The organism is Erwinia sp. JH02, assembly GCF_013074405.1.
GTDB lineage: Bacteria > Pseudomonadota > Gammaproteobacteria > Enterobacterales > Enterobacteriaceae > Erwinia > Erwinia rhapontici.
The window spans coordinates 393177-418734 of the sequence record NZ_JABANZ010000006.1 but is presented as its reverse complement, the minus strand read 5'-3'; the positions used below and the strand labels follow the sequence as shown (position 1 = coordinate 418734).

The following is a 25558-nucleotide window of genomic DNA, read 5'->3' as shown; positions in this document are numbered from 1 at the left end:
TAAGCCCCTGAGTCCGCACATTGTTTTGTCAATGGCTGAAACACTTTTCCCCCTCCTGCCTCGCGTTACGGTCCATCACCCCCCGCCGCAAACCGCCTTTCTGGCGGGGTCCTCAAGTCCATTCATTACCCTTATTTCAGCGGGCTGGCCTCCCTGCGGATAGCGCAACACTCAGGATAGTCAGTTTCTTTTATGATTTAGCTCAGTGAGTTAGCATCACCAGGATTTTTCCCAAACCGCCTGACTGTGTATTTTTTTATTCGATCGCTGCTGGGTTTTGCGCTATATGTGGCATCACATAACGGCGCTGGCCGGGAAACAGATTAAAAATACTTAACTGATTGAGTAGCGCAAGTGATAGTCAGATCGTGCTTGCGCCATTCTGCTAATAGCAATACCAGGAATAGTCTTAAGGAATTGCTTTCATCCGGGTTGTCACGTATGTTGTGGGCGCGTCATTTCGCGCCAATCCCCTGATGTCGATCTGTTATCTAACTGCAGCCAGCCAGTAAACTCGACCGTCTCGAGAGTGACCCGTTTTAACCGTCCTGAGCCTAACGATGCCAAATTATAAATATAACCTCAACAGGGCCATCATCTTATTTGCCCTTGCCATGCTGCTATCCACAATCGGCCTGGAATCGCGCAATTTAGCCTCACTGTCACTGTTCTGGCCGGGTAACGCCATTCTTCTGGGGCTGCTGATCCGCTTCCCATCACTGGACAAACCCAGCACCCTGGTCGTGCTCTATTTCGGTATGCTCAGTGCCGATATCCTTTATGGTACCCAGGTGAGGATTGCCGTCGGTCTGGATATCGCTAATATTCTTTTTATCGCCACCGCCCGCTGGGTGTTGCTGAGTAACCCTTTTTTCACGCGCGGACATCCCCGCCGCTTGCAGGCGCTGTTGCATGTGTTTCCTGCTTCACTGCTGGGTGCCGCAGCCTGTGCGCTGGTCGGCGCCATCGTCAGCGAGCGCTACTTCGAAGATGAGCTGTTTAAAGCCTGGTTCTCCTGGTTCTCCGAACAGATGTCGACATCGATTCTGCTATTACCGTTGGTGATCAGCCTGCCGAGACGCGATGAACTGGTACATCTGGTTACTGCCCTGCGCGACAGCAGCGTGCTACCGATACTGGCGCTGGTGCTCACCACGGTAACCGGCATTTGGGTCGGCGGCGGCGGCAGTTTACTGTTCCCATTACCGGCGTTGTTGTGGTGTGCGATCAGCTATCCGCTGTTTATTACCTGTTTCCTGACGCTGTTTACCGGTATTAGCGAAATTATTCTGGTCGCGGGAAACGTGCTGAATATTCAGGGCAAAGACGACCTGTTCCGTATTGACAGTTTGTCATCCGCGCGCCTGGGCGTGGCAGCGATGTTGATCAGCCCACTGATTGTGGCACTGAGTACCGCCTCAAACCGTAAACTGGTGGCGCGGATTACCAAGCGTGCCGACTATGATTTCCTGACCGGCGCGCTGACACGCAGCGGTCTCGCCTCCAAACTGGAAACACTGGTCACCCCGCGTAACCGCCCACAGGGCTTTTTTGGTGCGGTATTTGTCATTGATATCGACCGCTTCAAGAACATTAATGATACCTACGGCCATGCCAGCGGCGATTATGTGCTGGCAAAAACGGTGGAGTGTATTCGTCAGGGATTGCCCGCGTCAGCGCTGGTGTGCAGGATGGGGGGCGAGGAATTTCTGGTATTAATAGAAGGGATTTCACAGCCGCGCGCTTTTCTGTTAGCCAACCGTCTGCGTCACAGTATTGAAGAGAACCAGATCCTGCTTGACGGCAACGATCTCAGCGTGACGGCCAGCATCGGTATCAGCGCGCTCAATATCAATAACGTCAACAGTCTGGACGAATCGATTACCAAAGCCGATGAGCAGCTCTATATCGCCAAGAGCAGCGGTAGAAATCAGGTCCGTCCGGAATTTATCTTGTAACTACGGGTTTGGCGAGGGCTGGTGCGGCCAGACGTGATGCTGTCAGACCAGATGAGAATAAAGGGCCGACCTGAAAAGGCCGGCTTTTTTGCATTATGCTTCGTTTTCGATGCGGTTCGCTTCGATTTCAAAATCCTGGATGGTGGTATCCAGCTCATCCAGCAGGCTACCTTGCTGAGTCAGTAACTGATTAATTTTCTCTGCAAAGCCTGTGTCTTTGTGCTCCCCCTGATCGAACGCCAGCCACTGTGTTGACAGCGTTTCAGTATTACTCTGAGCATAATGGCGCATTTCTTTTAGCTGCGAAGTCACGTCACGTAAGTGGTCAGTCTGCGTTTTGCTTTCGTTATCACTCATGGATATTTCCTTTCATCGTTAAAAGAAGCCTACCCTTTTTGTGACCGGACGAGGTGGAGAAAGTTCATAACCATTTTTTAACAGCCGCGAAAACGACAAAAAAAGGCCGGATTTCCCCGGCCTTAAGCTGTTGATTAATAATACGCAATTTTTCTGTCGGTCCCATTGACGTTCACAGTGATATAACCGGCAACCGTGGTGGTGGCAGGCGCTGTTGCGATCGCTGTCGCCACCGTCAGCACGCCTTTTTCATTCGCCCCCACGCCCGCCAGCCCGTTATGCAGGCTCATACGTGCCGCCGGAGAGACGGTGCCTATCGTCGTGGCATCCGTGACTTCACTCAGGTCCGGCGTAAACAGCGAGCACTCACCGGATTCAAAGCGCGTCGGTCCGGTGGATTTCAGGTTGAACATAGTATCGCCACTGGCCGCTTTCAGTTTGACCCAAATCTCCGATGTGGTCACGCCGATGCGGTTGAACTTGATATCCAGCACCGCAGGAGAACCATGATGCCGGATATCGCCGTAAATCGCGGTGGCGCAGCGAGAAATGGCCAGATAACTGGTGCCGGATGACATGGCACCGATCGGGCTTCCCGCCGTCCCGGTCACAGCATCGTTCGTCGACTTACCGATCATCTCAATAATCCATTGCTGGTTATCTTTTGGCATAAAGACTTTACCCAGCTTGTACCATTTGTCGCTGGTAGAGATGTTGGTAATTTTATAGCCGCTGTACCAGCCCGCGCGCATAGTGCCGGTCATCTGTGTACCGAAGCTTTCATCCCGACGCCAGCCGGATTCATAGCCGGACAACCAGCGCCCGGCGGCGGCGTTCAGGCTGACCGCGCCGCCGGATTGCAGATTGAGCTGGCGGATCTGCACGCGGGCATTATCCATATTCAGCGGATTGGCGCAGTCCTCCAGACTCAGGGCATCCACCAGCCACTGCCCGTTATTGAAATCCCCCGGGAAGCGGGTGTGCTCAATCCAGACGTTGCGTATCAGCCCCTGGCCAACGCGCGGCATCATTAGCGTGGCGTCACCATAGCCGCTCTGGAAGTTAGCATTCGACAACTCAATGGCCGTGGAGTGGTCCCATACGCCCTTCACCGTATCAGACCAGCCGACGTCAAAGACGCGCCCATAGGTATTGATCGAGTAGATCTGGTCGAACTTGGTATCCAGCGTATCCAGAAGCTTGACCGCCGTCCCCCCCGAATTCTGTACCCGGAAACAGGTGATCAGCACCGTCTGGCCTGCCACCATAATATTTTCAAAGAAGGGCTGCTGGTTGGTACACATCTCAGCGCTGATCGCTCCCTTATTGGCGGTGATATCCGCCGAGGCCTGACCGTTCCAGCAAATACCTTTAATCGCCGTGCGCCGTGCGTTCACTTTGAACACCGGGCTGGTGGATTTATCGGAAACAATGGTGGTACGCGGCATTCCCCCCTGGGGGTTGTCGTCACCATAGAGATAAAAGAACGGGATTTCGCTGGCGGAGAGATCAATCGGGTTGATCAGAAACTTACCGCCCGGGAAACGAACGCCAAGATCCTTGCTGCTGGTATTCACATTCTGTGCCCAGTTCAGCATCAGCTTAAAGGCACCGCTGTCGTCGGTGATACCGTCACCTTTGCCGCCAAAGTGATAGATATTCAGCTCGTCCTGGCTGTTCACCACCCGTTTCCAGAAAAATCCTGTTCCGACGGCATAGGTGCCACTGTCATCCACCGGCAGCGCCGTTGTCACGAAACCAGCAAAAGTACCACCACCACGAAAGGTGGAGTCTTTATCGTAATAACGTTTTAACAGCGCAATTTCGCCTGATTTTGATGGCGCGGTGGTGCGTAATTCAGCAAAAGAGTTAACTTCAATCATAATAACCTCCGGGCAGCGCACAGATGTCAGCCGCCTTATTCAGGATTAATAAATGGGGTTGAGTGGGATACAATAAATAACAAACTGCGTAACACCTCCTAAATAAAATAATAAAGGCGAGGCTTACTTGTTTTTACTTGCACACAATGATACCCAGAGATCGTTATGGGCATTTATTTGCCTGACCGTTCTGATATCCATTAACTGTGCATCCTGACCGTGCGTGTAAATAGGTGAAAAGAGGGTGCAGGAAGAGTCAGTAATTAACTCACTGGCTATCGTCGGAGTTGAATTGTGACTGCTGCAACTTGCGACGAGCGTCAGTATCATCAAGCACAGCATTGGCCGTTTGTACACGTTTTGCCTCCTCACTGTTATCTGCCTGTTTTTTTGCCACAACGGCAATCTGCGCGGCACTTTTCTGCGCCTCGGCGACCTGGGCTTTCGCTCGCTGCTGGCTTTTGCCCACCTGCTTACCGCCGAACCAGACGGCGAAAAAGGCCCCAACCACGGCAACGATCGCCAGCAGGCCATGCCAGCTACTGCTGAGTAGTGAAAGCAGCGCACTCATACCTTGCCTCCATTCAACGTATCACGCTGTTTACTGAGGTTTTTCTGTTTTATAAACTGCGCCATCACTGCCATTGCCACCATAAAAGCGCCCGTCATCCCCAGGAAATTGTGTGGCAGATAGGACTTAACATCCTCTGGTAGCGAACTCCATGCCGTTAGCGCAGCATCGGGAAAAGACTGCACCCATGCGGTCAGTGCCGACCCCCCTGACGCCAGCCAGACAGACCAGGTTTTAAACAACAGGCGCGCATGATTGACTACCGCCACCCGCCCATAATGGACTAACAGCCAGATTGCCAGTGACGTCACAGCCACCAGCGAAACAAACAGGGTAAATTTCACAGGACCTCCTGATATTGCGTATAGGTTCCGCTGCGCATCACGTCAGCATGGCGCTGGGCGCGTGTCGGAGTTTGTCGTGCCCAGAGGCTGGCCAGCATCGCTTCCGCTGCGCCGCTGAAATTCCCCGCAGCAATCAGCAACAGGGTGTTTTTGAACGCTGACAGCCCGTCAACACCCAGCTGGTAGGCCATGCTGTACAACACATCGGCGCGCGGCGTGTTGCACTGCCGCAGCGCAGCCAGAATCGAAGGACGACGGTTAATATCCTTCATCTGGCTGTTTAGCATCTCTTGTAACCAGACTTCGGCGACCGTTCGCGGCAGGCTGAAAATATAATTATCGAGCGCCGCACCTTTGGGTCCGATCTTAATTCCGCACCCTACCGTCGGATATCCCTCCGTATCCCGGTAAGGTTTCTCCTGGTATCCTTCTTCATACATTAAAATCTGAATGACTTTACTCATAGTTCACCTCACTGACAGGCAATAAAAAAAGGCTGCTTTGCCAGCCTTGTTCATCACGTCGAACAATAAAATGGCGAGTTTTTTCACAAAAGAGAAATAACAGTGACGCTTAAGAATGTTATTTAAAGGTGGATAGTGATAGTTTGAGACAGAATTTGCGTACGCAATAAATTTTCCTGATTTTTTTAATATTCTTTTTTCAATTGCGTTGTTGAGTGATTTTACCCGGAAGTGTCCTATTCGAGTTTGCAGAGCGAATCACATTCCAGTTCACACTCCAGTGCGGTGAGAACACCAGAAACAAATCCCTCAGCCGTCTGAATCTGCTTACGGATAGTCCCGTCAGCACAGCGACGACGACGGGCAATCGAACGGAGTGAAATTTGATAGAGGTAATGTGCCACGAGGATAGTGTGCTGTTCTTTATTCACGCTCATCAGCCGGCTAATACAGCCGTCGAGTATCAGGCCGTCGTTATCACTGCAAGTCAGTCGTTGATGACCACGATCGCTGACCAGGCCTCTGAAGCCCGCCGCGACAGAAGAGTAGCCCAGCCCGTGTCCACTGGCCGCCGCCCAACCGCCCCATCGTTCCAATAGTATTTTGATATCTCGCATAGCCTGCTCCTTTATCCCATGCAGGGTTGTCCGACAGCCCCGATTTATGCCAGGTGTCGGCCTGCAACGGTGAGTGTCAAAACAGTGTTTTGCCCAGGTCGGCACGATCTCCCGATAGTGTGACGATGCTGGCAAAGACACCAGGACGGGTGGCCATTACGCCACCGTGAAGATGAGACCAGCGATTAGGCTGGACGACCGGGTTGGTAAAGAGCGGTAAAAAATATCCTGCAATAAGGGGAAATCCGACGATATCGGTGCAACACTATCCTGCAACGTCACGTTAATACTGGACCTGTTCCCGAACCGCCGGATGTGGCCGTTAGCACCACATAGAACCCGACATGCTTTCCTGACTGGTAACAAAAAAAACGCTTTTGAATGCCATTCGCTCACCATGTCGATACTTATAGGTATAGATAAAAGACAATAAATAGCAAAGGCTATTATAAAAAATAATAGCAAAGCGTGTTTGACGAAAAATACGCATCGCTATAAATTCTGGTATATGAAACCGAATACACTCGCCTGGCGGCTGAACATGGCTATGACCATGATGGGAATGACACAGGGTGCTTTGGCAAAAGCATCGGGCGTATCACAGCCAACAATTTGGCGGCTGACGAAGGGTGAGGCAGAGGGATCGCGTAAGCTGGTCGACATTGCCAGAGCACTGGATATCAACGTGGAGTGGCTGGCAAACGGCGCGGGAGAGATGCGCGGAGCGGCAGCCATGAGCCCCACAGAAAAAGTTAAAAGCGGCACTACTGTGCCGCTCTGGGATGCCAGCGGAAAAACCACTGAACTGGTCGCTGTCCCCACCGGCGTTAAGGCTAAAAAGAGCTGGCGGGCCTATATTCTTGACCGAAATAGCGGTTGCGTGGAAGCAACCGCAGGCAGCGTTGTGATCATTGACGTCGATGTACCAGTTGAATCTGGAGATCTTGTCATGGCTGAGATGAATTCACGCGTCTCTGTATACCGCTATCTGGAAGGGCCCTCGAATGGTTTTTTAACCGTTGATGACCCACGCCTGCCCGCGGTTGAGCTGGCGGGAGAAGTCCGCTTAATTGGTGTGGCTATTTTCCTTATTCGCGATTTAAGACGATAATCACTCACCTCCTGCTCCGGCAGGATTATCTCCTCGTAGTGACCGCCAGACACCCTGAACAACACAGAAACCATCAGTATTTCCTCGCGGTAAACCATCAATCCCTCTCACATCATGGGCATGACAGTGTTCATCTATCGATATAACTGAATAGGTTAGTAAAATTTTTCAGTTCTTTGCCATTAAACTGCCAATTAATCCAAATTAAATATTAAAAATCAGTTATTTCAAATAAATACGCTGATAGCAAAGGTTATTTAACTCATAACATTTGATATTGATAATAACTATAGCTATCGTTTTTATAGGCGCGATTCATCAGCTGCGCTTACGAGGGTTTTTACCGCACATGGCAAGGGGAATCAGAGAACGGGTTCCTGCACCGGAGGTCTTTATGACTACGATATTTTGGAAAACGGCAGCACCATTCGGTACCTGTCGTAGCCGCTATAAGGCGCGACGTGCGGCTGCCATCGCTGCGCGTCAGCGCGAAAAAAGATTGATACGCAAAATTGGTCATCTGCTGGGTCAGGAAGAGTGTGCGAGGTTAAGTCTGAATATGCGCAGTACATTTGCCGTCGGACATCATTGCCCGCATTGTGCTTTACCTGGCCCAGGCAACCATTCAGGCTGCTCATTTTGCTCTGCGTTTGTTCAGTCGGTACCGGACAGATAAAAAAAAAGGCCGCACACTGGCGGCCTGTTTGTTTTTAGCGATCGGTATCGCTTTCGTCATCCTCACTGAGTAAGGACTTAATAAAGGTTCGCTGCGCGGGTGTTAACACCCAACCTTCCAGATCCACTGCAATCGGATGAGCACAATCCGTGCTGTCCGGTGGAGGATCCGCAGGAATTTCCGCCTGAACATCGGCGGGTGGGTTATGACTGTCTTTATCCATAAGTTCTGATGAAGGAACCTCAGTAAGCAAGCGCACCATCCAGATCGCGTCAAATCGACGTACCGGGCCTTGTACGTTCTCTTCCTTACTTCCTCCAGCCTCCTTTTAACGATGCCCGGTTTCATTCTAGGATTTTTCAGACAAGTGATAAGTGAATTATTCTGATATGTGAATTAGCGCAATGATTATCGCCACGTTGCAAAGGCGTTGCAGGGAGAAGTAAAAGCAGGCAGGTGCGCCACTCGCACCTGTCCTGCCCGCTGCATTCTCTTCATTGACTGCCCTCTTAGGACGGAGGGATATTTAACGTATTACAATCAGTAGACTGCATCTTCCAGTACCTGGTGTATCACCGCGGAAAGCTGATTAATTTCGAATTTCGCCACATAACCATTCGCCCCGACTTTACGGACGTGATCTTCGTTAGCACTGCCAGAAAGTGAAGAATGGATCACCACCGGAATATCCTTCAGATTGTGATCGCTCTTGATGTTACGCGTCAGCGTAAAGCCATCCATTTCGGGCATTTCAAGGTCGGTTAACACCAGAGCGATCTTGTCATGAATAGAAGTGCCCTCTTCCTGAGCCTCTTTGTAGAGCTTTTTAATTTTTTCCCAGGCTTCCAGACCCGTGGTATGCATCTCGGCCGGGATCCCCATCGCTTTCAGGCCCTGCTCAAGCATTTGACGGGCAACCTTCGAGTCCTCCGCCACAATCGCTATCGCACCCGGCTTCAGCTTGAAGGTTTTCACCTTAATGTCGCCTTCTTTCACTTCACGAACAGAAGGGATGACATCATGCAGAATCTGCTCAACATCCAGCACCATGGCCATGTTGTTGTTGTTATCCAGGCAGGCAATGCTGGTAATGTTACGGGTACTGACACCGGATTCCGCTGCATGTACCTGGCTCCAGTCAAGGCGTACGATATCTTCAACAGATTCCACCGCAAACGCCTGCGTGCTGCGCGCGTATTCGGTCACCAGCAATAAATTGAGGCCCGTTGAAGGAGTACAACCCGCCACCGCAGGAAGATCGATCACCGGGATCAACTGCCCACGAATATTCGCCATACCCAGCAGCGGCGATTTCATACCTGCCGCACGGGTGATGTTGGTCATCGGCACAATTTCACGCAGTTTAAAAACGTTGATACCGAACAGCTCAGGCTTATCATCCTGATGAGCAGACCCCAGGCGGAATAACAAAAGTTCGAACTTATTCGATAATGCGAGATTCGCTCTCTCATCGATCTCTTTTTGAAAGTTATCCATGTCTACCTCAAGGTTATTATTCATTGTTGTCAGCCGGCGCGGAAAAACAGCACGCGCTCAGGATCGCTGTTGAAAGTTATCGGCAGTGACGAAGAAAAATACAGGGCAGATTGCAGGATTTATGACCGGGGGAGAGAAAAAGATGAGAGTGACATACCCCTTCCGGCGCTTATCTCCGGCACTCTGTGGTGTTAGCTCTGTGAGGGGCAAAGCAATAATACAAGTAAGAAGCATTCTTAACAAGTTAAATGATATTAAGTATCATTCGCATAGGAATTTAGACTGTCTGAGTGTGTCTATATTGGCTGGCAGGGGCATAGCATCGGCATCAACGATGACCACTGAATAAAAAACACATTGATGACGTGTCGATAAGCACCTGTAAGGATACAGCGCAGCTAATCAGTGACTGCTTTCACTATCACGCGGTATGGCAGGGCTGATGATCACCAGCCCTGAAACGGCTTTGCCCACTACTGCCCCACACTCACACCGGATAGGTATTTAAACAATTTTATTCAGGTACTTAACCAATTTAAACTTGCATGTTCATGATGTCGCTGTACGCGCTCACCAGCTTGTTACGCACCTGGATGCCCATCTGCATTGAGACGCTGGACTTCTGCATATCCACCATCACGTCATTCAGTGAGACGCCTTCTTTACCCATCTGGAAGTCCTGCGCCTGAGCACGTGACTCGGTCTGGACTTCACTGATCTTGCTGAGCGCGGCTTTTAGCTCCGCACCAAAATCTGCCTGCGATGTACTGTCAGCGCCTTTACCGCCAGCAGCCTGCATTGCGGTGGTTTGCAGCGCTTGCATCACACTCTCAATACCCTGAATAGCCATGTTTTCTCCCGAACGAACGATGTGGTGATTACGATTGCTGACAAACTTAACACAATGTCAATAAGACAAAGCCCCTAAATAGCCGCATAAATCACAGCTTATCCAGCCATCGAATTTCTCATTTCAGAAAATAATGGCAGTCCATTGAGGTGGAAATTTTTTAAGCCAGCGCATCAGGGAGTCAGTTTTGTTACGACACTACACGCAACAGTCCGGTCAACTGTCAGGCAGGAACGAGTCATGAATGCAACTGTCACGCAGGATAATCCAGAGAAGAAAGGTTTGAATGACCTGTTCGCTCGCCTACGCGCCAACCCACGCATCCCTATTATCGTTGCGGCGGCCGCGGTCATTGCCATCGTTATTGCGATGGTATTGTGGGCCAAGCAGCCAGATTATCGCGTCCTTTATAGCAACCTCAGTAATGAGGATGGCGGGGCTATCGTCACGCAACTGACCCAGATGAACGTACCGTATAAGTTCGACGATCAGGGTGGTGCGCTGTTGGTTCCTGCCGCACAGGTGCATGAGCTGCGCCTGCGCCTCGCTTCACAGGGGTTGCCGAAAGGTGGCGCTGTGGGGTTCGAGCTGCTGGATAAAGAGAAATTCGGTATCAGCCAGTTCAGCGAACAGGTGAACTACCAGCGTGCGCTGGAAGGTGAGCTGGCACGTACCATCGAAACACTCGGCCCGGTTAAGGGTGCACGGGTGCATCTGGCGATGCCAAAACCAACGCTGTTCGTGCGCGAGCAGAAATCACCGTCCGCGTCTGTGACCCTGGCATTGCAGCCGGGTCGTGCGCTGGATGAAGGTCAGATCAACGCCGTTGTCCATATGGTGTCCAGCAGCGTCGCCGGTATGCCACCGGGCAATGTGACCGTCGTTGACCAGGCGGGCCGTCTGCTGACTCAGAACGATCCAACCGGGCGTGACCTCAATGACACCCAGTTAAAATATGCCAGCGATGTTGAAGCGCGTTTCCAGCAGCGTATCGAAGCCATCCTGGGTCCTATCGTTGGCAACGGCAATGTCCATGCGCAGGTCACCGCGCAAATCGACTTTAATACCCGTGAGCAGACCGACGAGCAGTACAAACCGAACAGCAACCCTGACCAGCAAGCAATTCGCTCACGCCAGACCAGCAACAGCGAACAACTTGGTGGCCAGTATCCTGGCGGCGTTCCGGGTGCCCTGTCGAACCAACCGGCTCCGGCCAACGCAGGTCCGATTACCACCCCAGCTAACGGTGCCGCCGGTGCCAATGGTGCTGCGGGTGCTAACGGTGCTGCGGGTGCCGCTGGCGCTAACGGTGCAGCCGGTGCTAACGCGAATAATGCGGCTGCCAATGCAGCCACCAGCAGTGCTCAGAAAATCGTTCCGTCAAATACGCGTAACGATGACACGACTAACTACGAAGTGAACCGCACCATCCTGCATACCAAGATGAATGTCGGTGAAGTTCAGCGTCTGTCTGTTGCGGTGGTGGTGAACTACCGTACCGATGCCGCCGGTAAGCCTATTGCACTGAATGATGCACAGCTTAAGCAGATCGAAAACCTGACCCGTGAAGCGATGGGCTTCTCGGAGCAGCGTGGTGACAGCCTGAACGTGGTTAACTCTCCGTTCACGGAAAACAGTGACCTTGGCGCTGAGCTGCCATTCTGGAAACAACCTGCATTTATCGAGCAGATGCTGGAAGCCGGACGCTGGTTACTGGTGCTGATTGTGGCTTACATCCTCTACCGCAAACTGGTTCGTCCACAGCTGCGTCGTAAAGCAGAGCAGGAGAAAGCCGCGCTGGAAGCTGCTGCCATTACTGCTGCACGTCAGGCCGAAGATGAAGAGTCCGGTATCTCCGTCAAGCTGTCGAAAGACGAACTTGACCAGGAACGTAAATCTCAGCACCGCATGAGTGCTGAGGTGATGAGCCAGCGTATTCGTGAGATGTCAGAAAATGACCCACGCGTAGTGGCTCTGGTTATTCGCCAGTGGATGAAGGAAGAACTATGAGTCTCACCGGTACTGAGAAAAGCGCCATCCTGATGATGACAATTGGCGAAGACCGCGCCGCCGAGGTGTTCAAACATCTCGACTCCCGCGAGGTGCAGCACCTCAGTGCGGCGATAGCCAATATGCGTCAGGTATCTCATAAGCAGCTTACCGATGTTCTGCGCGAATTCGAAATTGATGCAGAACAGTATGCAGCCCTGAGCCTCAACTCTAACGACTACTTGCGTTCCGTGCTGATCAAAGCGCTGGGCGAAGAGAAAGCGTCTACCCTGCTGGAAGATATTCTGGAAACGCGCGAGACCACCTCCGGGATGGACACGCTCAACTTTATGGAACCACAGGCGGCTGCCGACCTGATCCGCGACGAACATCCGCAGATCATCGCCACCATCCTGGTGCACCTGAAACGCGGCCAGGCGGCCGATATTCTGGCGCAGTTCGACGAACGTCTGCGTCACGATGTGATGCTGCGTATTGCCACCTTCGGCGGCGTACAGCCAGCCGCGCTGGCAGAACTGACCGAAGTGCTCAATGGCCTGTTGGATGGTCAGAACCTCAAGCGTGCGAAGATGGGTGGTGTTCGTACCGCGGCAGAGATTATCAACCTGATGAAAACTCAGCAGGAAGAAGCGGTTATCGAAGCGGTTCGCGAGTTCGACGGCGAGCTGGCACAGAAAATTATCGACGAAATGTTCCTGTTCGAAAACCTCGTCGAAGTGGACGATCGCAGTATCCAGCGCCTGTTGCAGGAAGTGGAATCCGAATCGCTGCTGGTGGCTCTGAAAGGTTCCGAGCAGCCGTTGCGCGAGAAATTCCTGCGCAACATGTCGCAGCGTGCTGCCGACATCCTGCGCGACGACCTCGCCAACCGCGGTCCAATGCGTATGTCTGCGGTGGAAACCGAACAGAAAGCGATTCTGTTGATTGTTCGTCGTCTGGCCGAAACCGGCGAGATGGTGATTGGTGGTGGCGAGGAAACTTATGTCTGATAACGCGTCACTGCCTTGGCAACGCTGGCAGCCAAACGACCTGGCGCGCCCGGATCGTCCGCTGCTTGAAGAGCTGGTCTTACCCGAGGTCACTACCGATGACCCGATTGAGCAGCAGCAGTTTCAGTTAGAACAGTTGCAGGCTCAGGTCCGCAACGAAGCCCAGGGTCTGGGTTACGCCGAAGGGCAGCAGCGCGGTTTTTCTGAAGGTCAGAAAGCCGGCTATGACGCTGGTTTTCAACAGGGTCTGGCAGAGGCACAGCAGCAGCAGGCGCCATTACAGGCGCGTATGCAGCAGTTGGTTTCCGAGTTTCACCATACGCTGGAAGCACTGGATAGCGTGATTGCCTCACGTCTGATGCAGTTGGCACTGGAAGCGGCCCGTCAGGTGATTGGCCAGGCGCCTCACGTCGACGGTACCGCCCTGCTGCGTCAGATTCAGGGCATGTTGCAACAGGAACCGATGTTCAGCGGCAAACCTACGTTGCGCGTCCATCCCGACGATTTGCCCCGCGTGGAAACCACGCTGGGCGCGACGCTCAGCCTGCACGGCTGGCGTCTGCTCGGTGACAGTACCATCCATCCCGGCGGCTGCAAGGTCAGCGCGGAAGATGGCGATCTGGATGCCAGTATTGCCACCCGCTGGCACGAACTCTGCCGCCTGGCCGCACCGGGAGAATTATAATGACCACTCGCCTGTCGCGCTGGCTTGGCGCACTCGACAACTTCGAACAACGTCTGGCACAAGTGCCGGACGTCCGTCGTTATGGTCGTTTGATCCGCGCTACCGGTCTGGTACTGGAAGCGACCGGGCTGCAACTGCCGCTGGGCGCCACCTGTGTGATTGAACGTCACGACAGCCAGGGCGTTAGCGAAGTGGAAAGTGAAGTGGTGGGGTTTAACGGCCAGAAGCTGCTGCTGATGCCGCTGGAAGAAGTTGAAGGTATTTTGCCCGGAGCGCGCGTGTACGCACGTATCGCCGGCGACAAACAGAACAGCGGTAAACAGATGATGCTGGGCCCGGAACTGCTTGGCCGCGTGCTGGACGGCAGCGGCCGCCCGCTGGACGGGCTGCCTGCACCTGAAACCGGCTATCGCGCACCGCTGAATACCCCGCCTTTTAACCCGTTGCAGCGTACGCCGATTACCGATGTGCTGGATACCGGTGTGCGTGCGATTAACGCCCTGCTCACCGTCGGACGCGGCCAGCGTATGGGCCTGTTTGCCGGTTCCGGCGTGGGTAAAAGTGTGTTGCTGGGCATGATGGCCCGTTATACCAAAGCCGACGTGATTGTCGTGGGCCTGATTGGTGAGCGTGGCCGTGAAGTGAAAGACTTTATCGAGAATATCCTCGGCACAGAAGGACGTGCGCGTTCGGTAGTGATTGCCGCCCCGGCCGATGTCTCTCCCCTCCTGCGTATGCAGGGTGCTTCGTACGCCACGCGTATTGCCGAAGATTTTCGTGACCGTGGCCAGCACGTGCTGCTGATCATGGACTCCCTGACGCGTTATGCCATGGCGCAGCGTGAAATTGCCCTGGCCATCGGTGAACCCCCTGCGACCAAAGGCTATCCGCCTTCCGTGTTCGCGAAATTGCCTGCACTGGTAGAACGTGCCGGTAATGGCATCGACGGCGGTGGTTCGATTACCGCTTTCTATACCGTTCTGACCGAAGGGGATGACCAGCAGGATCCCATCGCTGACTCAGCCCGCGCCATCCTTGATGGCCATATCGTTCTGTCACGCCGCCTGGCGGAATCCGGCCACTATCCGGCCATTGATATTGAAGCCTCGATCAGCCGCGTAATGGCACACCTGATTGATGAGACCCATTACGCCCGCGTGCGTCAGTTTAAACAGCTGCTGTCGAGCTATCAGCGCAACCGTGATTTGGTCAGCGTGGGCGCCTATGCGGCGGGAACCGACCCAACGCTGGATAAAGCGATCAAACTCTACCCTGAACTGGAAGCCTTCCTGCAACAGGGTATGTTTGAGCGCAGCACCTTCGACGATGCCAGCCTGCATTTGCAGGCGATTTTTGGTTAAGTTTCATCTGAAGTCGCATCACGCCCTGTGCCGTGATGCCGCCTGACTGGAGGGCTTTATGACAAAAACAGTCTCAGCCATTGATACGCTGCGCGATCTGGCGCACAAAGATGTGGAAAAAGCCGCCATTCAGTTAGGTGACGTGCGTCGAGCGCAAAAACAGGCCGATGAGCAGCTCAACATGCTGCTCAATTATCAGGACGAATACCGCAAGAACCTTAACAACACCATGAGCGAAGGGATAGCCAGTACCCGTTGGTACAACTATCACCAGTTTATTCAGACGCTGGAAAACGCGATTGAGCAACATCGTCAGCAACTGCTGCACTGGAATACGCGCGTGGAAAATGCATTGCGCCTGTGGCGCGACAAACAACAACGGCTGCACGCCTACGAGACTCTTCAGTCACGCGCGCTGGCTACCGCCCTGTTACAAGAAAACCGTCTCGATCAGAAACGGATGGATGAATTTGCCCAACGGGCATCATTGAGGAAAGGCGAATGATTACCTTACCAACTGCGGTCACGACGACGGCAACCACCGGCAGCGCGAAAGTCAGCAGCACCGGCGACAGTACTCTCGACAGCACCGGCAGTGAATTAACGGTGGGTGGGGAGACCTCGCAGCAGGGCTTCCTGACGCTTTTAGGCAACCGCCTGCTCACCCTGGCCCAACAGGGTGGAACGGGTGTGGCAGTCGATGGCGTCGAGGTTGCAGCCAGTGATGACGGTAAAGAGACTAAGAAGCCGGGCATCAGCGATCTGCTGGCCGCTCTGGATAAGCCCGATACACTGACGGCCCTCTTGCAGCCACAGCAGGCAAAAATCGCTACCAAAGACGATGTGGCGACGGATGAGAAAGAGGCACCTGCGGTGACACTCAGCGACAGCGATCTTCAGGCATTGCAGGCGCTTTATGCCATGCTGCCGAACAACGCCGCCGTTCCGGTTGCCAGTGCTACGGCAAAAAGTAGCGATCTGCTCACCGCTGGGCTGAATAAAAGCGATAAACAATCGACGCTGAATGCGCTGAGTGCGGCCCTGGGTAAAGTGACAACGGAAGAAGGGGATGCCACTAGCGCAGACGCTAAAAACAGCAATAATGCCCTTTTGGTTCCCGTTAGTGCAAAATCTTCTGACGGCACGGGCACAGGTAAAGCGTCCGTAAATCCAGGCGCGGTGACTCTCGACCCGGCTTTTCAGCAGGTTATGAGCAATGTCAGCAAAGATATCGATAAAGAAAATTCAAGTTCTGCCCCTACCGCGACGATAACCAATAATGTGATCAGTACCGCGTCTTCATTACTTACCCCGACGTCAACCTCGATGGTAAGTGCACCGGCAACTCCTCTGCTGAATTCTCAGTTGGGAAGCCCGGAATGGCAGCAGGCACTGGGACAACAGATCCTGATGTTCAGTCGCAACGGGCAACAGACCGCCGAGTTGCATCTGCATCCGCAGGACCTGGGCAGTATCCAGATCAGCCTGAAACTGGATAATGACCAGGCCCAGCTGAGTATGGTGTCAAATCAGAGCCAGGTGCGGGCCGCACTGGAGGCAGCATTGCCTCAACTGCGCGCCTCTCTGGCTGAGAGTGGCATCAACCTGGGTCAAAGTAATGTCAGTAGCGATGCGTTCCAGCAAGGCCAGTCTTTTGCTGGTCAGCAGGAACAGCAGCGCAATAACAACGGAAGCCCGTTTAGTCTTGCTACAGAAAATGACAGTGATGTGACGCCAATTGCCGTTCCTGCCGCCCTGCAGGCGCGCGCAGCCGGCTCCAATGCTGTTGATATTTTCGCCTGACGGCAACAAACGCGTAAGCTGATGGCAAAACTCGCGTCTTTTCTGCCTATTGTTTGGCGCAAGACGCGGGATAATTTGTCATAACGCCGTGGGACAGTGGATTACGTGGCACCGCCCCCGAAAATAATCACAGGAAGTTACAGCTAATATGACTGATAACGCTAAAGCCAAAAGCGGCAAACGTAAGCTCCTGATACCGGTGTTACTCATTGTGACTCTGGTCGCTTGCAGCGTGGCGGGCTATACAGTCTGGCGCATGATGAAAACTCCGGCAGATGCCGCTGCGGCAGCAAAGCCGGAGCCGCCACCTGCGCCGGTGTTTTTTGCTCTGGATACTTTTACGGTTAATTTGATCAACCCAGATAACGACCCGGATCGTGTGCTGTACGTGGGCTTTACGCTGCGTTTGCCAGACGAAGAATCGCGTCGTCGTATGAATGATTATCTCCCGGAAGTCCGTAGTCGTCTGCTGCTGTTGCTTTCACGTCAAAGTGCCTCGGCGTTAGCGAATGAACAAGGCAAGCAGGCATTAGTAGCACAGATAAAACAGGTACTGGCACCTCCGCTGGTGCAGGGACAACCACAGCAGGTCGTGACAGATGTCCTCTTCACGGCCTTCATTCTGCGGTGATGGATATTTATGGGCGATAGCATTCTTTCTCAGGCAGAAATTGACGCACTACTCAATGGCGACAGCGATAGTGCGACAGAAGATAAGGTCAGTAGCGGTGGCGAGAGCGACATTCGCCCCTATGATCCCAATACCCAGCGCCGCGTGGTTCGTGAGCGTCTGCAGGCACTGGAGATCATTAACGAACGTTTTGCGCGTTCTTATCGTATGGCGCTGTTTAATCTGTTGCGCCGCAGCCCGGATATTTCGGTCGGCGCGATCAAGATTCAGCCATACCATGAGTTTGCCCGCAATTTGCCGGTGCCAACTAACCTTAACCTTATCCACCTCAAGCCGCTGCGTGGCACGGCGCTGGTGGTTTTCTCGCCGAGTCTGGTGTTTATCGCCGTAGATAACCTGTTTGGGGGTGATGGCCGTTTCCCGACGAAAGTCGAGGGACGTGAATTCACCCACACTGAACAACGCGTCATCCGTCGTATGCTGAAGCTGGCGCTCGACTGTTACAGTGAGGCCTGGAAGCCAATCTATCCGCTGGATGTCGAGTACGTTCGTTCAGAGATGCAGGTGAAGTTCACCAACATCACCACCTCACCTAACGATATCGTGGTTACCACGCCGTTCCAGGTTGAGATTGGTAACCTGACCGGTGAGTTCAATATCTGTATTCCATTCAGCATGATTGAACCGCTGCGTGAAACGCTGGTGAACCCACCGTTAGAAAACTCTCGCAGCGAAGATGAAAACTGGCGTGACACGCTGGTGAAGCAGGTTCAGCACTCTGAGCTGGAGCTGGTGGCGAATTTTGCCGAAGTATCGATGAGAATTTCACGTCTGCTGGCCTTGAAGCCTGGCGACGTATTACCGATTGAAAAACCGGACCGCATTATCGCCCATGTGGATGGCGTGCCGGTGTTGACCAGCCAGTACGGAACGCTGAATAAGCAGTACGCTCTGCGCGTGGAACACCTGATCAACCCGATTTTGAATTCGCTGAATGAGGAACAGCCCGATGAGTGATACGAATAAGCCGTCCGATGACGACATCTCTGCGGACGACCTGTGGGCTGACGCAATGAATGAACAGGTAAAATCCTCTTCCACCGACAGCGTATTTAAATCGCTGGATGTGGGCGATGTGTCCGGTTCTCTGCAAGATATCGATATGATTATGGATATCCCGGTCAAACTGACCGTTGAACTGGGCCGTACCAAAATGACAATCAAAGAGCTGCTGCGCTTGTCGCAAGGTTCGGTTGTCGCACTGGATGGATTAGCGGGTGAGCCACTGGATATCCTGATTAACGGTTATCTGATTGCTCAGGGTGAAGTGGTCGTGGTGGCCGATAAGTATGGCGTACGCATCACCGACATTATTACCCCGTCTGAACGTATGCGTCGCCTGAGTCGCTAAATGAATACCACGCAGCAGCAGCCGGTCATCCCACAGCCGGCCATTTCAACCGGCTCTATGCTCACTCAGGTGAGTGGCGTGCTGGCAGCGATTATTATTCTTATTCTCGCTTGTGCCTGGGTGGCAAAACGCTTCGGCTTTGCTTCACGACGCAGCGGCAGTCAGACACTGAATATCAGTGCAAGCTGCTCGCTGGGTCAACGTGAACGTGTCGTGATTGTCGACGTTGATGATGCGCGTCTGGTGCTGGGTGTTACTGCACAGCAGATTACCCATCTGCACACGCTGCCTGCCAAACCTCAGCAAGAGACATCCGACTCTGCGGAACCAAAGCCCGATTTCCGTCAGGTTCTCCAGTCATTAATGAAAAGCGCCGGGAAGAAAAAATGAAACGCACCCTTCCACTGCTGCTGCTCGGCCTGCTGATGCTGGCACCTGATGTTTATGCCCAGTTACCGGGCCTGATCAGCAAACCAATGGCCAATGGCGGCCAGAGCTGGTCACTGCCGGTACAGACACTGGTATTTATTACCTCGCTGACCTTCCTGCCAGCCATCTTACTGATGATGACCAGCTTTACGCGCATCATTATCGTATTTGGTCTGCTGCGAAGTGCACTCGGAACACCGTCTGCACCACCGAACCAGGTTTTACTGGGTTTGGCGCTGTTTCTGACCTTCTTTATTATGGGCCCGGTGTTCGACAAAATTTATACCGATGCCTATCAGCCGTTCAGCGAAGACAAAATCAGCATGCAGGAAGCCATTGAGAAAGGTTCCCAGCCGCTGCGTGAGTTTATGCTGCGTCAGACGCGTGAGGGTGACCTGGCGCTGTTTGCCCGTTTAGCCAACACACCGCCAATTGCCGGCCCCGAAGCCGTACCGATGCGTATTCTGCTGCCCGCTTACGTGACCAGTGAACTGAAAACGGCGTTCCAGATTGGTTTTACCGTTTTTATTCCGTTCCTGATTATCGACCTGGTGGTCGCCAGCGTATTGATGGCTCTCGGGATGATGATGGTGCCACCAGCGACCATATCGTTACCCTTTAAGCTCATGCTATTTGTGCTGGTCGATGGCTGGCAGTTGCTGGTCGGTTCGCTGGCCCAAAGTTTCTATTCATAACGCGGAGCCACGACAATGACACCTGAATCGGTAATGGTACTGGGGCATGATGCCATGTTGATTGCGCTGGCACTGGCGGCTCCGCTGCTGCTGGCTGCGCTGGTCAGCGGTTTCCTTATCAGCCTGTTGCAGGCGGCAACCCAGATCAACGAACAGACGCTCTCCTTTATTCCTAAGATCCTGGCGGTTGTCACCACTATCGTGATTGCCGGTCCATGGATGCTGAATCTGGTGCTCGACTATATGCGCACCCTGTTCAGTAACCTGCCGTATATGATCGGATAATGATTCTTTTTGACAGTAGTCAGCTGTTGTTCTGGATAAGTCAGCTATTCTGGCCCCTCGCCCGCGTGCTGGCTTTGATCATGTCTGCGCCGTTACTGAATGAAAAATCCATCAGCCGTAAAGTCAAAATCGGGCTGGGCGTGATGATTACCTGGGTACTGGTGCCTTCCTTACCCCCGACTACCGTTACATTATTCTCCGTCGGTGGTTTCTGGCTGCTAATCCAACAGATACTGATTGGCGTATCGATTGGTTTTACCATGCAGTTTGCTTTTGCAGCCGTGCGCACAGCGGGTGAAGTGATAGGTTTGCAGATGGGGTTATCCTTTGCCACCTTCTTCGATCCAAGCAGCCGCCTGAATATGCCGGTGCTGGCACGCTTTCTGGATATGCTGGCCATGCTGCTGTTTCTGTCGTTCAACGGTCATCTTTGGCTGATTTCGATGGTTGCTGACAGTTTTCATACATTGCCCATCGGCGGGGAGCCGCTTAACGGCAATGCGTTTATGGCCCTGACCAAAGCTGCAGGCCTGATTTTCCTTAATGGCATGAGATTAGCGCTACCGTTAATTACTCTGTTACTCACCTTAAACCTGGCCCTGGGTTTGTTAAACCGCGTTTCACCTCAACTCTCCGTTTTCGCCATCGGCTTCCCTGTCACCTTATCAATCGGTATGGTGTTCATTAGCCTGATGATGCCGCTGCTAGCGCCCTTCTGCGAACATTTGTTCAGTGAAGTGTTCGACTTGCTGGCTACGTTGCTCAGTGAATTACCCGGCAAGTAAACTTACCTATTCTCATTTTTGTGCAAAGTTATTGTTAAGCGTTGAAAATACATCTGTGTATTTTTTGGGCCATTATTTGCAGAATGTCCTTAAGGAAATTCTGATAAATGCACTAGCACGATGAAAATCATTCTTATTAAAACGCACTTAGCGTATTTTATCCCCTCAAACCGATGATTTGTTGCGAAAGAGTTAACGGTTAAAAAACACTCAAATAACTGTTTTTTATGGGAATTTTATTTTTCGCGGTTTTTCTTGTTTTAAAATACATTTTCCGGCATTGTCAATGCACTCCGCGAGTCCACACTTTCGGGAAATGAATGTTTTTAAGAATCGTCCTATCAGAGTTTTCTGTTTTCTGCGCGATAGTGTGTCGATGCAGGCAGAAATCTGCGTCAAATGCTGTGTTAAGTCAGATCGCTAAGCGGAACCTCTGCTTTTGCACTGACCCTGGTACTCAGACAGGTTTTCACCTCGTCAAAACTCAAACTACCTGTCAGCAAGGATGAATTAAGTACCCTCGCCGTCAATGGCAAGCTTTGCTAACGCTGGGTAAATATAACAAGACCGTGAAACAGAACTCTTGCTCTCGTACCGAACGCGCGTAATTCATCGTTGATTTAAACGGATAACAAATTGGTGAGGGTCGCTATTATGCCAACGATTATTATGGATTCATGTAACTATACACGGCTAGGTTTAACTGACTATATGGCAGTGAAAGGGGTTAAAAAGAAAAATATAACCTCAGTTAACGATATTGAGCAGTTACAAATAAAGTGTCAGCAGCTTCAACCCGGCGTTGTTTTTATTAATGAAGATTGTTTCATTCATGAATCCGATGCAAGCCAACGGATCAGAAACGTTATTATGCAGCATCCTGATACGTTATTTTTCATTTTTATGGCCATCTCTAATATCCATTTTGAGGAATACCTCTACGTTCGTAAGAATCTGATTATTACATCAAAATCGATAAAGCCGTCGACCCTGGATTCATTACTTAGCACGTACTTTCAAAAGAAACTTAATCTGTCACCTCGCTATTCTTCGGGCTTCGACGTACATCCACTGACGCTCAGTCAGACGGAGTCAAACATGCTGAAGATGTGGATGTCAGGTCATGACACCATTCAAATTTCAGATAAAATGCAAATAAAAGCGAAAACGGTGTCATCACACAAAGGTAATATCAAACGTAAAATAAAAACACATAACAAGCAGGTTATTTATCATGTGGTTCGTTTAACTGATAACGTTACCAGCGGTATTTATGTCAACGTAAGATAGTCATCCAGGGGAAGCGGGTACTCACCGGCTTCCCCGCCTCACATCAGATAATGCTCATTATGTGAGCCTGCTCCCACTTCCAGCCCTAATCCTTTTAGCCCGTATGCCGATGTTTTGTAGACGACCGGAGTATGACTTCGTCCCTATCTGACAGAGAGCAATGGATATGAAATCACAACTACAATCTCACGAACATCAGGCTATCAGCTTCTGGCAGCACCTGCGTCTGGTTCCGTTGTTCGCCGCCATCCTTGGTGGAATTTTGCTACTTTTTGCCCTGTGTATCGGCCTCGCCAGCTATTTTTTGATTCAGAGTAATCAGTCACTGAATGATGTGACGGAAGAGATTCAGGTACGTATGGCGCTTTCTAACAGTTCCAACCATTTACGTACGGCACGCCTGACCGTAGTCCACGCAGGAGCTTCCGCACGTATTGGTGAGATGGATGAGTTCAAAACCAACCTCGACAAAACTCAGGCACGCATTAAATCGGCACGCGAAAGCTTTAATGCCTATCTCAACCGCCGGGTAAAAACGCCGGCTGATGAAGCGCTGGATGGCGAACTGAAAACCCGTTTTGAGGCATATATCACTCAGGGCGTCATGCCGATGGTAAAAAGTGCTTCCGATGGGAGCTTTGAAGGCGTTATTGCCCAGGAAACTGACTACACCCGCAAGCTGGACGATGCGTATAACGCGGTGCTGTTAAAAGCCATTAAGATCCGTACCGAACGCGCGGAAGCGATTAATGTGCAGGCCGCCTCTCAAACCCGTCTCGGCTTTATTATGATGGCAGGCGCGTTTGGCCTTGCGCTGTTATTAACCCTGGCGACCTTTATCTTCTTGCGCCGGGTGGTTATTACCCCATTACGCCAGGCGGTAGAACGCATTGAACATATTTCCCGTGGCGATCTGACCGCGCCACTGCAAAACTGGGGACGCAGTGAAATTGGCAGTCTGGGGAATAATCTGCAGCTGATGCAGCAGGCCTTAGTGAAAACCGTTGGCACCGTGCGTGAAGGAGCCGTAGCGATTTATCAAGGCTCCAGCGAAATATCAGCGGGCAATACCGACCTCTCTTCCCGTACCGAGCAGCAGGCCTCGGCGCTGGAACAAACCGCCGCGAGTATGGAAGAACTGACTGCGACGGTGAAACAGAACGCTGAGAATGCTCATCATGCCAGCCAGCTCGCCTCGGATGCCTCCGGCAAAGCACGCCAGGGTGGCGATATTGTCACTGGCGTGGTGAATACCATGAATAATATTTCCACCAGCTCGAAGAAAATTGCCGAAATCACTACGGTGATTAACAGCATCGCCTTCCAGACTAACATTCTGGCACTGAACGCCGCCGTTGAAGCTGCACGCGCCGGTGAGCAAGGTCGTGGTTTTGCCGTGGTGGCCAGCGAAGTTCGCAATCTGGCGCAGCGCAGCGCCGGTGCAGCGAAAGAGATCGAAGGACTGATAGCTGAATCGGTAGATTTGATCGGCAAAGGTTCGGCACAGGTTGGCCACGCCGGTAATACGATGGGTGAAATTGTTGATGCCGTCCGTCGGGTGACCGATATTATGGCGGAGATTGCTGCTGCCTCTGACGAGCAGAGTAAAGGCATTCAGCAGGTGAGTATGGCAGTGACCGAGATGGACAACGTCACCCAGCAGAATGCCTCACTGGTAGAAGAAGCGTCTTCTGCGGCGGCGTCTCTGGAAGAACAAGCGGCGCGTCTGACTCAGGCGGTATCAGCCTTTAAATTGAATGGTGCCGCAGCAGCCACCGTAAAAACCAGCAACACAGGCAGTCAATCCAAAGCATTAGCGGCTCCACGGCCTGCGCTGGCATCCACCAGCAATGAGCACTGGGAAACGTTCTGAGTCGTTGATCACAGGGCGGAGGGGCGACCGAAAAAGGGTCGCCCCGTACAGCAGATTACGAATGCGGCTCAACGAAAATGCCGTCGTCATGACCGACTTCATTAAAGAACCAGATCCCCAATGGGTAGTCCTCAAGCGCGACCAGAAACATAGTACCTTCACTGAAGTTCTCAACGGCCAGAACCGTACCTTCACGACGCGGTCCGCCATCCGTTTTCACTGTTACCCGTTCATTGACCTTCATAACCCCTCCTGCGCCATTTTTGGATGAGTTTAACCGAAAATCTCACTCTGCGCAGGCACTCACATCAATGATTAGCGACGGGCGATGACCCAGACAGCATGCACAATGCCCGGGATATAACCACATATCGTCAGCAGGATATTCAGCCAGAAGGCACCTGCAAAACCGACCTGCATAAACACACCCAGTGGGGGTAATAGAATCGCAATTACAATTCGTAAAAAGTCCATAAATTCTCCGTTATCTGTTTTATCGCACGGGATGACCCGCACAAAGAGTATAGCCAGTCTGGATTCACATCACTGTCTGCGGCGGGTAAAGCTGGGTAAAGCCTTATCCCATCAGGTTTTTTCACTTTCTTTACGATTCATAGTGAGATTTTTCACGGCGTAAACCCTTAGAATATTCTTACTGCGCCAACCCCAAAGGGGCAGACGGTGATGTCCACTCAATGGGCAGCACCTAAGTAACAAGGATTTTTGCCCGCGCAGCGCGGGCTTTTTTTTGCCCTGAATAATGTACATCCCTTCTGAATCCCTGACCTGATATCAATGGGCAAAAAAAATCCCGACCAAACCAGGCCGGGATAAAAGTGTTTCTCACAGGAAATGAAGTTCGTTACATCTGGGAATTCTTTAACGTTAGCAGACTAACCGATCCTCACGTTCGGATAAGTCTTAATACACCGCCTAATGTGTACAGCCTGAGAATTTTCGTACAGCTTAAACGACGCTAAGCT

The 25558-nt window shown here is 52.1% G+C and carries 28 protein-coding genes; 17 read left to right on the top strand and 11 right to left on the bottom strand.

Going from position 1 to position 25558, the window contains the following annotated elements; translation table 11 throughout:
- The first annotated feature begins 560 nt into the window (after positions 1–560).
- Complete coding sequence (locus tag HHI26_RS17475; RefSeq protein ID WP_133842922.1) at positions 561–1958, top strand: GGDEF domain-containing protein; 1398 nt, start codon at positions 561–563, stop codon at positions 1956–1958.
- 93 nt (positions 1959–2051) lie between these two features.
- Here HHI26_RS17475 and HHI26_RS17470 read toward each other — a convergent pair whose 3' ends face one another.
- The 6 genes from HHI26_RS17470 to HHI26_RS17445 all read right to left on the bottom strand — a co-directional run bounded on the left by HHI26_RS17470 (position 2052) and on the right by HHI26_RS17445 (position 6194).
- Positions 2052–2315, bottom strand: coding sequence for a hypothetical protein (locus HHI26_RS17470; RefSeq protein WP_133842920.1), 264 nt, complete (start codon positions 2313–2315; stop codon positions 2052–2054).
- Positions 2316–2449: 134 nt separating this feature from the next.
- Positions 2450–4198 (bottom strand): amylovoran biosynthesis protein AmsF, encoded by a 1749-nt coding sequence (locus tag HHI26_RS17465; protein WP_133842918.1) that lies wholly within the window; start codon positions 4196–4198, stop codon positions 2450–2452.
- Between the two features lie 268 nt (positions 4199–4466).
- Positions 4467–4769: a hypothetical protein gene (locus HHI26_RS17460; RefSeq protein ID WP_205945542.1), complete on the bottom strand. Its 303-nt coding sequence runs from the start codon at positions 4767–4769 to the stop codon at positions 4467–4469.
- Positions 4766–5089, bottom strand: a complete 324-nt coding sequence (locus tag HHI26_RS17455) for a hypothetical protein (RefSeq protein ID WP_227536363.1) — start codon at positions 5087–5089, stop codon at positions 4766–4768. Before HHI26_RS17455 ends, HHI26_RS17460 begins: the two co-directional genes overlap by 4 nt.
- A 20-nt stretch (positions 5090–5109) precedes the next feature.
- Entirely contained in the window at positions 5110–5577 is a 468-nt protein-coding gene (locus tag HHI26_RS17450; RefSeq protein WP_133842914.1) for a lysozyme, read from the bottom strand.
- Between the two features lie 236 nt (positions 5578–5813).
- A complete protein-coding gene (locus HHI26_RS17445; protein WP_133842912.1) occupies positions 5814–6194 on the bottom strand; it encodes an antiterminator Q family protein in 381 nt (126 codons plus the stop codon).
- Positions 6195–6735: 541 nt separating this feature from the next.
- Between HHI26_RS17445 and HHI26_RS17440 the strand changes: the two genes are divergently transcribed.
- On the top strand, positions 6736–7305 hold the full coding sequence (locus tag HHI26_RS17440; RefSeq protein ID WP_238337046.1) for a helix-turn-helix transcriptional regulator: 570 nt from the start codon (positions 6736–6738) through the stop codon (positions 7303–7305).
- A gap of 710 nt (positions 7306–8015) precedes the next feature.
- On the opposite strand, the gene HHI26_RS17435 is transcribed toward HHI26_RS17440, so the two are convergent.
- From HHI26_RS17435 to fliE, 3 genes are all read right to left on the bottom strand, one after another.
- Positions 8016–8204, bottom strand: a complete 189-nt coding sequence (locus HHI26_RS17435) for a hypothetical protein (protein ID WP_133842910.1) — start codon at positions 8202–8204, stop codon at positions 8016–8018.
- A 317-nt stretch (positions 8205–8521) separates the two neighbouring features.
- Positions 8522–9478, bottom strand: coding sequence for a chemotaxis protein (locus HHI26_RS17430; RefSeq protein WP_133842908.1), 957 nt, complete (start codon positions 9476–9478; stop codon positions 8522–8524).
- A gap of 535 nt (positions 9479–10013) precedes the next feature.
- A complete protein-coding gene (gene fliE / locus HHI26_RS17425; RefSeq protein ID WP_159337066.1) occupies positions 10014–10328 on the bottom strand; it encodes a flagellar hook-basal body complex protein FliE in 315 nt (104 codons plus the stop codon).
- A 240-nt stretch (positions 10329–10568) separates the two neighbouring features.
- Between fliE and fliF the strand changes: the two genes are divergently transcribed.
- The 15 genes from fliF to HHI26_RS17350 all read left to right on the top strand — a co-directional run bounded on the left by fliF (position 10569) and on the right by HHI26_RS17350 (position 24575).
- On the top strand, positions 10569–12338 hold the full coding sequence (gene fliF / locus HHI26_RS17420) for a flagellar basal-body MS-ring/collar protein FliF (RefSeq protein WP_171149413.1): 1770 nt from the start codon (positions 10569–10571) through the stop codon (positions 12336–12338).
- Entirely contained in the window at positions 12335–13327 is a 993-nt protein-coding gene (gene fliG / locus HHI26_RS17415) for a flagellar motor switch protein FliG (RefSeq protein ID WP_133842902.1), read from the top strand. The genes fliF and fliG overlap by 4 nt, the downstream gene beginning before the upstream one ends.
- Entirely contained in the window at positions 13320–14012 is a 693-nt protein-coding gene (gene fliH, locus HHI26_RS17410) for a flagellar assembly protein FliH (protein ID WP_133842900.1), read from the top strand. Before fliG ends, fliH begins: the two co-directional genes overlap by 8 nt.
- Positions 14012–15373: a flagellar protein export ATPase FliI gene (gene fliI / locus HHI26_RS17405; protein ID WP_133842898.1), complete on the top strand. Its 1362-nt coding sequence runs from the start codon at positions 14012–14014 to the stop codon at positions 15371–15373. The genes fliH and fliI overlap by 1 nt, the downstream gene beginning before the upstream one ends.
- Positions 15374–15431: 58 nt before the next feature.
- On the top strand, positions 15432–15878 hold the full coding sequence (gene fliJ, locus HHI26_RS17400) for a flagellar export protein FliJ (RefSeq protein WP_133842896.1): 447 nt from the start codon (positions 15432–15434) through the stop codon (positions 15876–15878).
- The gene (locus HHI26_RS17395) at positions 15875–17176 is read left to right on the top strand and encodes a flagellar hook-length control protein FliK (protein WP_171149412.1); all 1302 of its coding nucleotides are present in this window, start codon (positions 15875–15877) and stop codon (positions 17174–17176) included. The genes fliJ and HHI26_RS17395 overlap by 4 nt, the downstream gene beginning before the upstream one ends.
- Positions 17177–17324: 148 nt before the next feature.
- Positions 17325–17807 (top strand): flagellar basal body-associated protein FliL, encoded by a 483-nt coding sequence (gene fliL, locus HHI26_RS17390; protein ID WP_133842892.1) that lies wholly within the window; start codon positions 17325–17327, stop codon positions 17805–17807.
- Positions 17808–17816: 9 nt separating this feature from the next.
- Positions 17817–18824 carry a flagellar motor switch protein FliM gene (gene fliM / locus HHI26_RS17385; RefSeq protein ID WP_133842890.1) on the top strand — a complete coding sequence of 336 codons (1008 nt, stop codon included), beginning with the start codon at positions 17817–17819 and terminating at the stop codon, positions 18822–18824.
- Positions 18817–19218 (top strand): flagellar motor switch protein FliN, encoded by a 402-nt coding sequence (gene fliN, locus HHI26_RS17380; protein ID WP_133842888.1) that lies wholly within the window; start codon positions 18817–18819, stop codon positions 19216–19218. The genes fliM and fliN overlap by 8 nt, the downstream gene beginning before the upstream one ends.
- Positions 19219–19608 carry a flagellar biosynthetic protein FliO gene (fliO, locus tag HHI26_RS17375; RefSeq protein ID WP_133842886.1) on the top strand — a complete coding sequence of 130 codons (390 nt, stop codon included), beginning with the start codon at positions 19219–19221 and terminating at the stop codon, positions 19606–19608. It begins immediately after the preceding gene.
- Entirely contained in the window at positions 19605–20342 is a 738-nt protein-coding gene (fliP, locus tag HHI26_RS17370) for a flagellar type III secretion system pore protein FliP (RefSeq protein ID WP_133842884.1), read from the top strand. Before fliO ends, fliP begins: the two co-directional genes overlap by 4 nt.
- Positions 20343–20357: 15 nt before the next feature.
- A complete protein-coding gene (fliQ, locus tag HHI26_RS17365) occupies positions 20358–20627 on the top strand; it encodes a flagellar biosynthesis protein FliQ (protein WP_133842882.1) in 270 nt (89 codons plus the stop codon).
- Complete coding sequence (gene fliR, locus HHI26_RS17360; RefSeq protein ID WP_133842880.1) at positions 20627–21412, top strand: flagellar biosynthetic protein FliR; 786 nt, start codon at positions 20627–20629, stop codon at positions 21410–21412. Before fliQ ends, fliR begins: the two co-directional genes overlap by 1 nt.
- 654 nt (positions 21413–22066) lie before the next feature.
- Positions 22067–22702, top strand: a complete 636-nt coding sequence (gene rcsA / locus HHI26_RS17355; protein ID WP_133842878.1) for a transcriptional regulator RcsA — start codon at positions 22067–22069, stop codon at positions 22700–22702.
- A gap of 160 nt (positions 22703–22862) precedes the next feature.
- Positions 22863–24575, top strand: a complete 1713-nt coding sequence (locus tag HHI26_RS17350) for a methyl-accepting chemotaxis protein (RefSeq protein ID WP_171149411.1) — start codon at positions 22863–22865, stop codon at positions 24573–24575.
- Positions 24576–24630: 55 nt separating this feature from the next.
- Here the strand turns inward: HHI26_RS17350 and dsrB are convergent, their stop codons facing one another.
- Together dsrB and HHI26_RS17340 are read right to left on the bottom strand one after the other, a co-directional pair.
- Entirely contained in the window at positions 24631–24819 is a 189-nt protein-coding gene (dsrB, locus tag HHI26_RS17345; RefSeq protein WP_133842874.1) for a protein DsrB, read from the bottom strand.
- A 71-nt stretch (positions 24820–24890) separates the two neighbouring features.
- Positions 24891–25049 (bottom strand): YqaE/Pmp3 family membrane protein, encoded by a 159-nt coding sequence (locus HHI26_RS17340; protein ID WP_133842872.1) that lies wholly within the window; start codon positions 25047–25049, stop codon positions 24891–24893.
- Positions 25050–25558: the final 509 nt, after the last annotated feature.